Consider the following 15,287-nt stretch of genomic DNA (forward strand, 5'->3'; position numbering starts at 1 on the left):
TTTCAAAGACAAAATCCATGTTGAATTCCTTGCGTAAAAAAGCCGTTGCCGCCGCCTTCACGGCCAGCCCACGTTTGCCGGTTGCGCTGTTACTCTTAGGTACCCTGGCCAGCGGCGCCGCCGTGGCCGACATCAGCGACACCATCAAGCCTTTCGTTGCCACTGCGTATTCGTACGACGACAACCTGATGCGCTTGCCGGACGACGTGCCGGGCTTTTCCGGCCCCCGCTCGGATACGTCGCGGATGCTGCAGGCGGGCTTCCTGTTCAACCGTCCCATCGGCCGCCAGATACTGACGGGCCAGGCCAAGTGGTCGAAGGTGAGCTTCAACCGCTTCAGCCAGTTCGACTACGATGGCAAGGATTACCTGGCCGATCTGGAGTGGCACATCGCCAATCACCTGGAAGGCCATGTGGGCGCCAGTTATTCGCAGACCCTGACGCCGTTCAGCGACTTCCAGAGCACGGTGCGCAATTTGCGCACGCAGCGCCGCGAGTACGTGAATGGCGCCTGGCGCTTCCACCCCAGCTGGCGCGTGCGCGGCGGCCTGTCGCGCGACCGCTACTCGTATGACTTGCCCTCGCAATCGTTTTCCAACTGGACGGAAGACGCGACGGAATTTGGTGTCGACTACCTGGCACGCAGCAATAGCCGCGTCGGCCTGCAGTTGCGCCACTTGAATGGCAAGTATCCGAACCGCGGCGCGTTCGATGCCAATGTGTACGGCAACGGCTATCGCCAGGACGAGATCAAGGCCAATGTCTTCTGGGATTACAGCGACATCACGCAGGTGGAGTTCCTCGGTGGCTGGGTACGCCATCGCAACAACTTGCTGTCCGGGCGCGACACCAGCGGCACGAATGGCCGGTTGAGCGTGTACTGGAAGCCTCTGGGTAAGGTCAATTTCACGGGCATCGTCTGGCGCGAATTCGGTTCCGTCGACAATTCGCTGGTGACAAGCAGCCTGAACACGGGCGCCAGCCTGGGCGCGACGTGGACGGCCACGTCGAAGGTGCGCGTCGATGCGCAGCTGCGCCAGGAACGGCGCGATTTCGAGGCCGTCAGCGGCCTGGTGCTGCCGGGCGACGGGCGCGACACCACGCGCACGGCCTCGCTGGGCGCGACGTACGCGCCGCACCGGAAAATCCAGCTGGGCGTGCGCGTGTTCCAGGAGCGGCGTGAAGGCGTCGCCATCATCGATAGCGGCAGCTACCGGGCCAAGGGCATTTCCTTCAATGGCAGCGTACAGTTTTAAAGATCAACATGACTGTCAATGATATACCCCTGATTTCGTTTTTCCAGCGCGTCCTCGACCCGATCATCATCATGGGCTTGCTGTACCTGATGACGGTTTTGTCGGGTTCGACATTCACTGGCTATACGCTGGTGCTGATGATACTGGCCGTCTTCATTTCGTCGACGGTGTTCCAGCATGTCGACCCCTACCGTACCTGGCGCAGCGGCCGCATGCTGGCCTATGCGCGCGATATCCTCGTCGGCTGGACCATCGTCGCGCTGATCCTCATCTTCCTGGGTTCGGCCACGGGCCTGGCCTATCATTTCGATACCGAAGTGGTGCTGGCCTGGTTTGTCCTCACGCCCTTCGTGCTGCTGGCCGGGCACCTGGCCGGGCGCAGGTTCAGCCTGCGCCCGGACGGCGACAGCGAAGTGCGCTCGGTGGTCATCATCGGCGCCAACGACGCCAGCCTGAAGTTTGCCGCCACCGTCGAGCGCAATGCCAACCTCTTCATGCAGGTGCATGGCTTTTTCGATGACCGCACGGACGACCGCTGGCCGGAAAAGATGCGCGAACCCATGCTGGGACGCATGGATGACATCGCCACCTACGTGCGCGAACACAATATCAAGATGATCTTCATCAGCCAGCCGATTTCGGCCCAGCCGCGCATCCGCAAGATGCTCGATGAGCTCGAAGATACGACGGCTTCCGTATATTTCTTGCCCGATATTTATATCTTCGACCTGATGCAGGCGCGTTTCGACAACGTGGGCGGCATGCCCGTCATCGCCATCCGCGAATCGCCGTTCACGGGCTTTAACAGCATGGTCAAGCGGGGCAGCGATATCGTGCTGGGGCTGGTAATCCAGGTCATGCTGCTGCCGGTGATGCTGGTCATCGCCATCGCCGTCAAGACCACCTCGAAAGGCCCCGTGATTTTCCGCCAGCGCCGCTATGGCCTGTATGGCGAAGAGATCGTCGTCTACAAGTTCCGTTCCATGACGGTGGGCGAAGATGGCGACACGGTGGTGCAGGCCACCAAGAACGACCAGCGCGTGACGCGTGTCGGCGCTTTCCTGCGCCGCAGCTCGCTCGATGAGTTGCCACAATTTCTCAACGTCTTGCAGGGCCGCATGAGCATCGTCGGGCCGCGCCCGCATGCCGTCGTGCACAACGAGCAGTACCGTAAGCTGATCAAGGGTTACATGTTGCGCCACAAGGTCAAGCCCGGCATTACGGGCTGGGCCCAGGTCAACGGTTTGCGGGGTGAGACGGAAACGCTCGACAAGATGGAGGCGCGCATTCATTTCGACCTCGATTACCTGCGCAACTGGTCGCTGTGGCTGGATCTGTGGATTATCGCGCGCACGGTCAAAGTGGTGCTGGCGCGCGAGAACGCCCATTGAGCATCAGTATGCTGCCAGCAGGAAAAAATAGCGTTTGAATATACTTTGCACGGAGTCAATACGCGTTAAAATGGAGCATCTATAGAGCACCAGCGCATTACGCGACCACTCCGCGCTCACCTTGCCACGAGTCGTGCCGGCCATGCGCCATTACTTTCCTCTTGGAAAGGGTTCACGATGTGTGCAGTATCCGGCCTTGCCCCTGCCGGTCGTGCGTCACCCGGACGGGCAGCCGTCAGGGACGGCACGCGCCAACTATCATTATTAAAGTCAGTCTGAGCCACGCAATACATAATTTTTTGCAATCAAGTAGACTGTGGAAATAGTTGTTTTTATATCTCATTAGTAGATTTTTAAGCAAATATTTTGCTTGTCGTCATGCATTATGTGTATTATGTTTACAATATTGTTAATTATTTGACGAATAACTATTTTTTTCGGGGCGTCTGTGCGGTGCAGCCTGGCCATGGGCCGTTATACTGCGCCGGATTTTCCACCCGTCATACCTGTCATCCGAAGGAGCACGCTTGAATCATTTTATTCACTCCCGCCCCGCGCCACGTTTGTTGTGCGCCGCCCTGGTCCTGCTGGCCGCTGCTGGCCTGTCCGCCTGCGGCAACAAGGAAAAAAAGGCTGGCCAGGCGCTGGCCAGCGTGAACGGCGAAGAAATCACCGTCCTGCAGTTGAATGAAGAGTTGCAACGCGCCGGCGTGCAGGCGCCGCAGCAGGCCGCGGCCAGCAAGCAGTTGCTCGAGTCGCTGATCGATCGCCAGTTGCTGCAGAACGAAGCGGCCAAGGAAAAGGTCGACCGCGATCCGAAAGTCATGCAAGCCATCGAGCGCGCCAAGGCGCTGATCGTTGCCCAGGCATACATGCAAAAGCGCATCGGCGCGGCCACCCGCCCGAGCAAGACCGAAGTGGAAGAGTACTTCGCGAAAAATCCCCTGTTCTTCAGCCAGCGCAAGCAATTCGATTTGCGCGAGCTGGTCATCCCGACGGCGGCGCTGAACGATGAGCTCAAAGCCGTCATGGACCGCGCCAAGTCGCTGGAAGACGTGGCGCAATGGCTCGACGAGCACAAGATCGCGTTCGGCCGCACACAGGTGTCGCGCACCAGCGCCGACCTGGCGCCCGAACTAAGCAGCAAACTGCAATCGATGCCGAAGGGCCAGCTGTTCATCGTGCGCGAAGGCGAGCGCAGCCTGCTCATCGCGCTGGCCGATATCAAGGACACTCCGGTGGGCCTGGACGCGGCCGCGCCGCAAATCGAACAGTTCCTGGCCAACAAGAAGAACAAGGATGCGGCCGAAGCGGAACTGAAGCGTTTGCGCGCCAGCGCCAAGATCGAGTATTTCAACAAGGATGCGGCGGCCTCGGCCAGCGCATCGGCAGCGGCACCTGCGGCAGCGGCGCCGGTGAACAGCGCGCATGAAGCCAATGAGCGCGGCGTAGCGGGATTGAAATAAGTGACTTATCGACAAGTAGTTAAACATCAGCAATCTACCAACGGGAATCTGCAATCATGAAACGACTCGCAAACTGGATGATGGCGGCCTTTCTGGCCCTCGCCGCAGGCATGGCCGGTGCAGCCGATGTCCCCCTTGGGGCTGGTGATGTGCTGAAAATTTCCGTCTACGGCAACCCGGATCTGGGCCTGGAGACGCGCGTCAGCGAAGCGGGGGAAATCACCTTCCCGCTGGTGGGCGCGGTGGCCGTCGGCGGCCTGTCCACGTCGGCAGCGGAAAAGAAACTGGGCGGCCTGCTCGAGAGCGGCGGCTTCCTGCGCAAGGCGCAAGTCAACATCATCGTCACCAGTCTGCAAAGCCAGCAGGCATCCGTGCTGGGCCAGGTGAACCGCCCGGGCCGTTACCCGGTGGAAGGCAAGCGCAGCGTGATGGACATGCTGGCCATGGCCGGCGGCGTCAGTCCTGACGGCGCCGACCAGATCACCGTGATCCGCAAGCGCAGCGGCACTGCCACGCGCGACGTGGCCGATATCCTCGACATCGTGCGCAACGGCGACCTGAAGGGCGACATGGAAGTGGGCGGCAACGACATCATCTACGTGGAACGCGCGCCGCGCTTCTACATCTACGGCGAAGTCCAGCGTCCGGGCGCCTTCCGCCTGGAACGCAACATGACCGTGCTGCAAGCCCTGTCCGTGGGCGGTGGCCTGACCTTGCGCGGCACCGAACGCGGCGTGCGCGTCAAGCGCCGCAATGCGGCCGGCGAGATGGAAGTGCTGCCGGTCAAGCATGACGACCTGCTGCGCGTCGACGATGTCGTGTATGTCCAGGAAAGCCTGTTCTAAGAGCAACTGGCTCCCTACCTTTTTGTATTGAAAGTTTCCAAATGAACCTCACCCAACTATTGCTGATCCTTCGGGCGCGCAAGAAGATTGTGCTGCTGACCTTGATGATCACCGTGGCGCTGGCGCTGGGCGTCAGCCTGGTGCTGCCGAAGACCTACAAGGCCACCAGCACCCTGCTGCTGAACTACAAGGGCGTCGATCCCTTGACGGGCATGACCATGCCGGGGCAGTTGCTGCCTGGCTACATGGCGACCCAGGTCGATATTATCGGCAGCAAGAACGTGGCCTTGCGCGTCGTCGACCAGCTGGAACTGGCGCGCAGCCCTGCCGTGATCGCCCAGTTCAATGACGCGGCACAAGGCAAGGGCACGGTGCGCGACTGGCTGGCCGACTTGCTGCTGAAGAAACTCGAAGTGATGCCGTCGCGCGAAAGCAGCGTGGTCGATGTCAGCTTCAAGGGCGCCGACCCGCAATTCGTCGCGGCCGTCTCGAACGCCTTTGCGGAACAGTACCAAAAGGTCAGCATCCAGCTGAAGGTCGATCCGATGCGCAAGGCGACGACTTACTTCGATGACCAGACCAAATTGCTGCGCGATAACGTCGAGCGCGCGCAAAGCCGTTTGTCGAAATACCAGCAGGATAACGGCATCGTCAGCGTCGACAACCGCCTGGACGTGGAATCGAACCGCTTGAACGACCTGTCGGCGCAACTGGTGCTGGCGCAGGGTCAGGCCATGGAAGCCAATTCGCGCCAGCGCATGGCGCAGGGCGGCAACCTGTCCGAATCGCCGGACGTGGCGTCGAATCCGCTGATCCAGAGCCTGAAGCTGGGCCTGGGCAATGCCGAGGGTAAATTGGCCGAACTGGGCCAGCGCCTGGACCGCAATCACCCGCAATACCAGAGCGCCAAGGCGGAAGTGGACAAGCTGCGCCGCGACCTGGCCGAGCAGACGCGCGCCACCTCGCAAAGCGTGGGCAACAATGCACAGATCCTGCAGCAGCGCGAAGGCGCGATCCGCGCCGCACTGGCGGCGCAAAAAGCCAAGGTGCTGGAACTGAACCGGACGCGCGATGAAATGGGCGTGCTGAGCAAGGATGTGGAAAGCGCCCAGCGCGCCTTCGACGTGACTTCGCAGCGCCTGTCGCAGACGCGCATCGAAGGCCAGGCGGAGCAGTCCGATATCGCCATGCTCAACCCGGCCACGGCGCCGATCGAGCCGGACAGCCCGAAGATTCCCCGCAACGTGCTGCTGTCGATCTTCCTCGGCCTCATGCTGGGCTGCGGCATCGCGCTGCTGGCCGAATTGCTGGACCGCCGTATCCGTTCCGACCAGGATCTGAGCGAAGTGCTGCAGATTCCCGTGTTCGGCGTGGTCGACTGGAAACCTAAACAGCGTCGCATGCGCGGCATGCTGCCGCGCCGTTTGCGCCTGAACTGAGATGGAACCTATCATGACTTCAAGTCCACACCTCCTCAATACCACTGCACCCCTGGTGCGCGGCGCCGATTCCAGCATTGGCGGCCTGTTGCTCGAATCGGGCAAGATCACGCCGGAAAACGCCGAACGCGTGCTGCGCATGCAAAAGGAACTGGGCATCCGCTTCGGCGAAGCTGCCCTGCGCCTGGGCCTGATCACGGAAGCCGATATCGAGCAGGTGCTGGCGCGCCAGTTCGACTATCCCTACCTGCAGCCAGGCGCCGGCAAGTATCCGCAGGAACTGGTGGCCGCCTACCAGCCTTTCAGCCACCAGGTGGAAACCCTGCGCGCCGTGCGCAGCCAGCTGATGCTGCGCTGGTTCGCCCGCGGCAGCAAGTCGCTGGTGGTGCTGGGCATGGAGCCGGGCGACGGCGCCAGCCTGTTCGCGGCCAACCTGGCCGTGGTGTTTTCCCAGCTGGGCGAGCACACCTTGCTGGTCGACGCCAACCTGCGCGCGCCGCGCCAGCAGGAAATCTTCGACCTGAAGACGCGCCAGGGCCTGTCCGACGTGCTGGCCGGCCGCGCCGAACTCGATATCATCGCCAAGGTGGAATCGTTTGTCGCGCTGTCGGTGCTGGCCGCCGGCACCTTGCCGCCGAATCCGCAGGAATTGCTCAGCCGCACCTCCTTTGTCACGCTCAACAAGCAGCTGGAAAGCCGCTACGACGTGGTGCTGTACGACGTGCCGGCGTATGCCACCGGTTCCGATGCGCTGGCCGTGGCGGCGCGTGCGGGCGGCGTGCTGCTGGTGGCGCGCAAGAACAAGACGCCGATGGCGGAAGTGGCGGCCATGGCCGAGCAAATGACGCATAGCGGCGCCCAGGTGGTCGGTTCCGTGATGGTCGACTTTTGATGGCTGCGCCTGGCCACGCCATGCCGCCGGCACAGGCCGGCCGCTCCGCCGTGCCGGACTGGCTGCCGCTGGCGTTGGGCTTTCTTGCCATGCTCGCGCCCAGCCTGGTCGGGCTGTTCCGTGGCATCTGGTCGACCGAAGAGCAGGCGCACGGCCCCATCATCCTGGCCCTGTCGCTGTGGCTGATCTACCGCAAATGGCCGGAGATGCTGGCGCAGAGCGCTGGCGCCCGTCCGGCCCGCGCCGGCTGGCCGCTGCTGGCCGCCGCGCTGCTGCTGTATGTGCTGGGCCGTTCGCAGCACATCCTGTCGCTGGAAATCCTCGCCCTGATCGGCACCGGCCTGGCGTTGCTGCTGCTCAAGCGCGGCTGGATTGCCGCGCGCGTGCTGTGGTTTCCCTTCTTCTTCATGCTGTTCATGGTGCCGCTGCCGCTGCCGCTGGTGACGACCCTGACCATGCCGATGAAAATGGCGGTTTCGTATGTGACCGAACACCTGCTTTTCCTGGCCGGCTATCCGATCGCCCGCAATGGCGTGATCCTGCAGATCGGCCAGTACCAGCTGCTGGTGGCCGACGCCTGCGCCGGCTTGCAGACCTTGCTGACGCTTGAAGCGCTGGGCCTGTTTTACCTGAACCTGGTGCGGCATACTTCGCCGTTCCGCAACATCGTGCTGGCCCTGCTGATCGTGCCGATTTCCTTCACGGCCAATGTCATCCGCGTGATCGTGCTGACCCTGATCACGTATTACTTCGGCGACGCGGCCGGGCAGGGCTTCCTGCATGGCTTCGCCGGCATGGTGCTGTTCATTTCCGCGCTGCTGCTGATCCTCAGTGTCGACAGCTTGCTGCAGTGGATCGTGCGCAAGCGCCAGGCGGACCGCGCGCCAACCGTGGGAGCGTCGACATGAACGCGGCACTGCGCATGAATATGCTGCTGGGCGCCTTGCTGCTGGGCGCGGCCATCCTCAGCCACGGCGTGGCGCCGGGCGTGAAGATGGCCGACCAGCGCCCGAGTTTTTCGCTCGAAGCGGCGATACCGCAAGCCTTCGGCGATTGGCGCGTCGACAGTTCCATCGTGCCGCTGCAGGTGGATCCGGAAACCCAGGAACGCCTGAACAAGATCTACAACCAGACCCTGTCGCGCACCTACATCAATGCGCACGGCGAACGGGTGATGCTGTCGATCGCCTACGGCGGCGACCAGAGCGACAACATGGGCGTGCACAAGCCGGAAGTGTGCTACGCGGCGCAGGGTTTCCAGGTCGAACGCGACGAATATGGCGAGCTGGCTTCGGCCTACGGCAGCCTGCCCGTGAAGCGCTTGTTGGCCGTGAATGGCAACCGCAGCGAGCCCATCACATACTGGATCACCATCGGCGACAAGATCAGCAAGGTGGGCATGCAGCAGCGCCTGGAACAATTGCGCTATGGCCTGACGGGCACCGTCGCCGACGCCATGCTGTTCCGCGTGTCGAGCATCGATACGGATTTGCCGCGCGCGTACCGCCTGCAGGCCGATTTCGTCAACGGCTTGCTGGCCAGCATGCCGCCGGCGCAGCGTAGCCGCCTGATCGGCGCGCCGCCCGGATGAGGCATGGCTTGAACGATGACAGTGTGCCAGCGGGCGTGGCACGGCGCGGCAGACAGCGAGAATCATGAGCAGCGACATCAACAAGAAAAGCGTCAGCGCCGTCAAGTGGGCGGCGATGGGCACGGTCCTCATGTTTGGCCTGCAACTGGTCACGCAAGTGGTGCTGGCGCGCCTGCTGGGGCCGGAAAACTACGGCTTGTTTGCGATGGGACTGATTGTGCTGACATTTAGCAACTTTCTGGCCGATTTCGGTTTTTCCTGGGGGCTGGTGCAAAACCGCACGCTCAGCGAGGAAGACGTGCGCTTCACGGTGACGTGGCAGGCGCTGACGGGCCTGGCGGCCATGACTTTGCTGTTTTTCATGGCGCCGTGGATCGCCGCGTACTTCAAGGAACCGCGCATCGCGCCCGTGATCGCCTGGATGAGTCTAACCTGCCTGCTGAATGCGCTGACGGCGCCGGGCAGCAGCCTGCTGCGGCGCGCCCTCGATTTCCGCTGGCTCAACATCATCCAGGTGAGCAGCTACATCGTCGGCTACCTGCTGGTGGGCTTGCCGCTCGCGTATGCTGGCGCCGGCGTCTGGACTCTCGTGTGCGCCTGGCTGGGACAGGCTTCCACGGCGCTGGTGCTGACGTATGCGCGCACGCGTTTCTCGCTCAAGCCGCTGCTGTGGTACGAGGGCGCGCGGCGCTCGACGAATGTGGGCGTGACGGTGTTCGTGACGAATCTGTGCAACTGGTGCCTGAACAATATGGACCGCGTGTTCCTGGGCCGCTTCCTCAACGCCCACGCGGTGGGCGTGTATGCGGTCGGCTACAACCTGGCCAATACGCCCAATTCGCTGTTCCTGAGCGCCTTGCAGCCGGCGTTCCTGGCTACGGGCGCCAAGCTGCAGGACGATCTGCCGCGCCTGCGCGACACCTATCTGTCGGTGCTGGCGACCATCTGGATCATCATCCTGCCGCTGTTCGTGCTGCTGGCGATGACGGCGCCGGACTTGATCGGCGTGTTGTACGGCAAGGTGTGGCAAGAGTCGGGCATCGTGCTGAGCATATTGGCGCTGGCCATGCCCGCGTATATCACGTGGGGCATGTCGACGCCGATTTTATGGAATACGGGCGGCAAGCACCTGGAAAGCCTGCTGCAGCTGCCGCTGATCGTGCTGGCCGGCGCGGCGCTGGTGCTGTGGGCGGAGCAGGGCGGGGCGGTGGTCGCCATGATCGCCGCCGGCACCTTGCTGGCACGGGCGCTGGTGGTGGGCACGGTGGCGTGCGTGCGCCTGCAGGTGGGGCTGGGCGACCTGGCGCCGCTGGCCGCGCGCGGCCTGGCCATGGGCTTGCTGGCCGCCGCCGGCAGCTGGGGCGGCACCGTGTTGGGTGGCCTGGGCGGCAGCCATCCGCTGCCCGCTTTCCTGGGCGGCGCGGTGTTTGGCGGCCTGACCCTGTTGCTGGCCGTGCTGGCCTGGCCAGAACTGCTGGGCGCGCGCGCGGTGGGCATGCTGGCCCGCTTCAGCCCGCCGCTGCCGGCCAAGGTGGTCTCTTATCTGCGCGCCCGCTGTGGCGCGCGCGACAACTTACTGGATACGCGAGAACTACATGAGTGAAATACTGTTTGGCCTGTTTGCCGTGGTCGCCGCGCTGGTGGTGGTGTTCGTGATCGCCTTGAGCATTCATTGGGGCAGCAAGCGCGAGACGGGACTGGTGCCCTATGTGTTCTATCCGGTACTGCTGTCGATCGCCGTGGCGGCCATCCTGTCGAACCGCGATATCTCGGGCAATGACCTCCTGCTGGGCATGCAGACGGTGGTGCGGCATCCGGCCAGCGCCTGGTTTGGCCGGCTCACGTCCCTGTTCGTGATCTTTGCCTGCGGCGAGCGCATGTTGCACCGCCTGACTTCGCGCGACAAGGTCCAGCCGATGCCGATGCTGCTGTTCTGGGCGCTGTTCGTGTATTTCCTCAGCAATATCGTCAGCCCGGCCCTGCTGGGGCGTCATACCGATGTGTCGCATGAATACCTGTACATGTTCCTGGCCGGCTATGCGGCCTTGCTGATGACGCCGAAGGAGGTCGACCTGAGCGTCATCTCGATGCGCAACGCTACCTTGCTGTTCCTGGTGCTCAGCGCAGCCGTGTTTGCCTGGAAGCCGAACATGGTCATCAACAAGAATTACCACGGCCTGATTCCCTTCCTCAGCATCCGCTATGCGGGCCTGGCCAATCACGCCAACAGCCTGGGACCGATGGTGGTGGTGTTCCTGCTGTGCTTGTGGCGCAAGCCTTATGCTTCGCGCCTGCTGAACCTGTTCGCCTGGGGCATGGGCCTGGCCAGCCTGTTGCTGGCGCAATCGAAAACCAGCTGGGTCGCCTGCATCCTGTGCTTTGCCTGTGTCGCGTATTTCGGTTTCCGCGAGCAGATCAAGGAGCGCCTGTTCGATTACCGCCGCCCGCAATTGTCGATCATCGGCATCTTCTGCTTCATCCTGCTGTGCGTGCTGGGCATGTTGTTGGTGATGTTCGGCAATCTCGACGCCAAGCTGGCGCGCTTTGCTTCGAGCAACGAAGGCTTCGACCTGATCAGCTTGACGGGACGCGACGTGATCTGGCAGGTGGCGGTGCAGGAATGGCACAAGAATCCCGTCTTCGGCTACGGCTTGCCGCTGTGGGATGACGCGTTCCGCGTCAGCATCGGCATGCCCTACGCCACCCATGCGCACAGCCAGTTTTACCAGAGCCTGGCCAGCGCCGGCACCATCGGCGCCATCGGCCTGGTGCTGTATGCCATGGCGCTGCTGTATGCCTGCGCGCGCACGGCGCGGGCCAGTCAGGGCCTGTCGATGGCCCTGTTCGTCCTCATCGCCATCCGTTCGATCAGCGAAGTGCCGCTGTCGCTGACGGGCTTTGCCGCCGAGGCGATGACGCACCTGCTGTTGCTCATCATCGTGACGGCGTATTACCCGGTGGCCGACCGGCAGGCCGTCAGGGCGCGCAAGGTGCGCGTGCCGGGGATGGCCTGATGCTGTGCTCGGTCATCGTGCCGCTGTATAACAAGGGGCCGTATATCGAAGCGGCGCTGGCCTCGGTGCTGGCGCAAACCCATGCCGACTGGGAAGTGGTGGTGGTCGATGATGGTTCCAGCGATGATGGCGCGCAGCGCGTGCTGGCCTGCGTCGATGCGCGCGTGCGGCTGGTAAGCCAGGCGAATGGCGGCGTGTCGCGCGCGCGTAACCGCGGCATCCAGGAAGCGCGTGGCGAATTGATCTGTTTTCTCGATGCGGACGACTGGTATGGCCCCGTGTATCTGGAAACCATGGTGGCCATGGCGCGCGCGCATCCGTCGGGGTCATTTTTCGCCTGCGGCTTCGAACGCATACCGGACAGCAGCCTGGCGGCGCTCAGCTACCAGGGCGCGGCAGTGCGCGAGACGCGCCTGCTGGACGACTTTTTCGAGCGGCGCCGCCGGGGCGGACCGTTTTTTTGCACGAATTCGGTGGCCATCTGGCGCCGCGACTTGTTGCCCTTGCAACCGTGCTTTCCGGAAGGCGAGTCGGCCGGCGAAGACCAGGACCTGTGGTTCCGCCTGGCCGAGCGCCTGACGCTGGCGTTTACGCCGGCACAGCTGGTGGCCTACCGTGTCGAGGTGGCCGGCAGCCTGTGCGCGATCGAGTCGGCCGATGTGCTGGCGCCCACGTTCGAACGGCTGGAGCAGCGCGCCCGGGCCTGGCCGGCGGCCAATCCGGCGCGCCGTTCCGCCTTGCGGCTGGTGTCGGATGCCCGCGTCAGCGTGGCGCGCGCGGCGCTGGCGCGGGGCCGGCGCGGCGAAGCGCTGGCCGGGCTGCGTCGCGCCGCCAGCGGCGGCATGTCGCGTCACTGGTGGGTGGCCCTGGCTTTGTGCTGTTTGCTGCCGACCCGGCTCGCCGTCAAATGGCAAATGTGGCGCGAAACGCACATTATTGGCTGAGCTGAAACTAATATTAATGCTTGAAAGAATACTTTAGGTATATGCTGCAGGTATTCGCAGTGCCTTCCGCAGTGTCTTCGCCTTTTGCCCGATCTTGTACGGCGGGCCGTCCTGTGTCTCGCAAGCAGCCTCGACAGGAGGCGTATGATATGCCCCACGCAGCGGCGGTATCTTGCTCGATAGTTGATGTTAAGAAGGTAATCTATGAAATTCGCTAAATATACACTGGTCAAGGTAGCGCTACTGCTCGTCTGTTCGGCTTGCGGCCAGGCCCAGGCCGACTGGGCGCTCGCGACCGATCCGCTGGCTATCCGCACCTTGCCGGACAACCGCCAGATCCAGCCGCAAAATCCCCCCAGCTTCAGCTGGTCGCGCCATCCGCAGTCGCCGGCGTCCTACCTGATTGAAGTGCGCTCCGCGGGCACCGTGGTCAGCACCTTCACATCGGCGCGCAACTGGTACCTGCCATCCAAGAAATTTGCGGCAGGCACATATAGCTGGCGCGTGCGTCCCAGCACGAGCAATGAGTGGTCGAGTCCGCGAACTTTTGTGATCGATGCCACATCGAAAGTGTTCGAAGTGCCGGAAAACGCCACCTTGCGCGCGGCCGTCGTATTGCGTCCGCGCCCGCGCGGCCTGGAGGATAATGCGACCTTTTTTGCGAGCTGGAGCGCGGCCAAGCGCGCCGACCGCAGCCAGGTGCTGACCTGGCTGAGCAATGAAGTCAAGCGCAACATGACGGAACTCGCGCCCGTTTCCGACGCCGAGTGGCCTTTGTCGCCAGGCAAGGTACGCACTGCCGCCAACGAGGCGCAGAATGCGCGCGTCATTTCGCGCACGAATCTGAGTGCACGCCAGCTTGAGGCTGCCTCGCTGCTGTATCGCGTGACGGGCGAGAACCAGTACCTGGTAGAGGCGCTCAAGCGTGGCGACCAGCATGCCGCGCTCAGTACAAGCGGCGGCACCAGCTTTGTCAATCATGACCAGGGTAACCGCGCCATTGCGCAAAGCCTGATCAAGGCGGTCGACAACCTGGGCAGCGCCCTTGATGCGCCGCGCCGCGCCCTGTGGCTGGACAAGGTGCGCGTACGCACGAATGCGATGTACCTCGACCTGGCAGCGCAGACCGGGCGCCTGGACCAGTATCCCTACGATTCCCACGCCGCCAGCAATATCGGTTTCCTGACGCTGATTTCAACGCTGTCCCTGGGCGATATCCCGGAGGCGAAGGACTGGTTCGATTTTTCGTTCCGCGCCTTTGTCAGTTCCTACAGCGTGTGGAGCGGTCCCGAGGGCGGTTTTGCCAACGGCACGGCGTATGCCGAGTATGAGGCCGACTACGCGCTGCAGATCTGGCCCGCCCTGGCTTACGCGACCAAGGTCGACCTGTTCACCAAGCCCTGGGCCAGCGGCTTCCTCGATTACCTGATGCATTTCGTGCCACCCGGTTCGCAGACCCACGTGTTTGGCGACGGGCACGAGACGCTGCCTGAAATCCGCATGATGAAGGGTTTCGCCGCGCATTTCGCCACGCCTGCCGCGGCGTGGTATTTCAAGAACCTGATCCGTACCGACGATTCGCTGGCTACGCTGCAGGCGCCGTACCCGTTGCCGGTGGCGACGGTGGTCACGCCCGCGCCGCCAGCCAACTCGGCGTATTACCCGAGCATCGGCTGGGCCGCCATGCACAGCGACATCGGCAATCTGCAGCGTACCTCGGTGTATTTCAAATCGAGTCCCTATGGTTCGTTCAATCACAGTCATGGCGACCAGAACGGCTTTGTGCTGGCCAGCGCGGGCGTACCCCTGCTGACGGAAAGCGGCTGGTACGACTGGTACGATTCGCCGCTGTGGACGTCATGGTACCGCCAGACCAAGGCGCACAATGCCTTGACGTTCGACAATGGCCAGGGCCAGCTGGTCGACGGTTATGAAACGACCATGGCGCGCAACGGCCGCATTACCGCCTTTGCTCCCAAGGCAACCGTCGACTATGTGGCGGGCGACGCCACGCTGGCCTATGGCGGCCAGCTCAAATCGGCGCTGCGCAAGCTGTGGTATTTGCGCACCATGGACGCCGTGGTGGTGCAGGACCAGGTGACCTCGGCCACGCCGCGCGTGTTCGAGTGGAACTTCCATACGTATGCGCCTATCGTGGTCGACGCCGGCGGCGCGATCTCGGTGACGAATCAGGGCCGCAAGGTGTGCGTGGTGCCGGTCAGCACCGGTGCGCGTTTCGAAAAGCGCACGGGACCTCCGCCGCAGCCCGGCACCTATGAAGAGCATGGGGTGTTCATCAAGTCGGCCGCGGCGCTGAGCGGCGAGTTCCTCACGGTGCTCGATGTCGGCTGCAAGAAGCCGTTGATCAAGCTGGGCAGCAACGGCACGGCCCGCACGCTGACGGTCGGCAAGCAAGTGGTGACATTGCCGAACTGACCGCTGGTTCCAA

General features: G+C 63.0%; 12 protein-coding genes. All 12 read left to right on the top strand.

Going from position 1 to position 15,287, the window contains the following annotated elements; genetic code table 11:
* The first annotated feature begins 17 nt into the window (after window positions 1-17).
* The 12 genes from epsL (at window position 18) to CSQ93_RS16435 (ending at window position 15,274) form a co-directional block, all read left to right on the top strand.
* A complete protein-coding gene (epsL, locus tag CSQ93_RS16380) occupies window positions 18-1,256 on the top strand; it encodes an XrtB/PEP-CTERM-associated polysaccharide biosynthesis outer membrane protein EpsL (protein ID WP_099378950.1) in 1,239 nt (412 codons plus the stop codon).
* 8 nt (window positions 1,257-1,264) lie between these two features.
* Window positions 1,265-2,647 (top strand): undecaprenyl-phosphate glucose phosphotransferase, encoded by a 1,383-nt coding sequence (locus tag CSQ93_RS16385; protein ID WP_099378951.1) that lies wholly within the window; start codon window positions 1,265-1,267, stop codon window positions 2,645-2,647.
* Between the two features lie 527 nt (window positions 2,648-3,174).
* Window positions 3,175-4,113 (top strand): EpsD family peptidyl-prolyl cis-trans isomerase, encoded by a 939-nt coding sequence (locus CSQ93_RS16390; protein ID WP_233516211.1) that lies wholly within the window; start codon window positions 3,175-3,177, stop codon window positions 4,111-4,113.
* Between the two features lie 56 nt (window positions 4,114-4,169).
* A complete protein-coding gene (epsE, locus tag CSQ93_RS16395) occupies window positions 4,170-4,958 on the top strand; it encodes a polysaccharide export protein EpsE (RefSeq protein WP_099378952.1) in 789 nt (262 codons plus the stop codon).
* A gap of 41 nt (window positions 4,959-4,999) precedes the next feature.
* Window positions 5,000-6,397, top strand: a complete 1,398-nt coding sequence (gene epsF / locus CSQ93_RS16400; protein WP_099378953.1) for a chain length determinant protein EpsF — start codon at window positions 5,000-5,002, stop codon at window positions 6,395-6,397.
* Between the two features lie 13 nt (window positions 6,398-6,410).
* Window positions 6,411-7,289 carry a chain length determinant protein tyrosine kinase EpsG gene (epsG, locus tag CSQ93_RS16405; protein ID WP_035828798.1) on the top strand — a complete coding sequence of 293 codons (879 nt, stop codon included), beginning with the start codon at window positions 6,411-6,413 and terminating at the stop codon, window positions 7,287-7,289.
* A 20-nt stretch (window positions 7,290-7,309) separates the two neighbouring features.
* Complete coding sequence (gene xrtB / locus CSQ93_RS16410; RefSeq protein WP_099378954.1) at window positions 7,310-8,197, top strand: exosortase B; 888 nt, start codon at window positions 7,310-7,312, stop codon at window positions 8,195-8,197.
* Window positions 8,194-8,880 carry an exosortase-associated protein EpsI, B-type gene (epsI, locus tag CSQ93_RS16415; RefSeq protein ID WP_099378955.1) on the top strand — a complete coding sequence of 229 codons (687 nt, stop codon included), beginning with the start codon at window positions 8,194-8,196 and terminating at the stop codon, window positions 8,878-8,880. The genes xrtB and epsI overlap by 4 nt, the downstream gene beginning before the upstream one ends.
* 64 nt (window positions 8,881-8,944) lie before the next feature.
* The gene (locus tag CSQ93_RS16420) at window positions 8,945-10,483 is read left to right on the top strand and encodes a lipopolysaccharide biosynthesis protein (RefSeq protein ID WP_099378956.1); all 1,539 of its coding nucleotides are present in this window, start codon (window positions 8,945-8,947) and stop codon (window positions 10,481-10,483) included.
* Entirely contained in the window at window positions 10,476-11,894 is a 1,419-nt protein-coding gene (locus CSQ93_RS16425) for an O-antigen ligase family protein (protein ID WP_099378957.1), read from the top strand. Before CSQ93_RS16420 ends, CSQ93_RS16425 begins: the two co-directional genes overlap by 8 nt.
* A complete protein-coding gene (locus CSQ93_RS16430; RefSeq protein ID WP_099378958.1) occupies window positions 11,894-12,838 on the top strand; it encodes a glycosyltransferase family 2 protein in 945 nt (314 codons plus the stop codon). The genes CSQ93_RS16425 and CSQ93_RS16430 overlap by 1 nt, the downstream gene beginning before the upstream one ends.
* A 204-nt stretch (window positions 12,839-13,042) precedes the next feature.
* Window positions 13,043-15,274: a heparinase II/III domain-containing protein gene (locus CSQ93_RS16435; protein ID WP_099378959.1), complete on the top strand. Its 2,232-nt coding sequence runs from the start codon at window positions 13,043-13,045 to the stop codon at window positions 15,272-15,274.
* Window positions 15,275-15,287 lie beyond the last annotated feature (13 nt).

Origin of the sequence: Janthinobacterium sp. BJB426, assembly GCF_002735705.1 — a bacterium.
Lineage (GTDB): Bacteria > Pseudomonadota > Gammaproteobacteria > Burkholderiales > Burkholderiaceae_D > Janthinobacterium.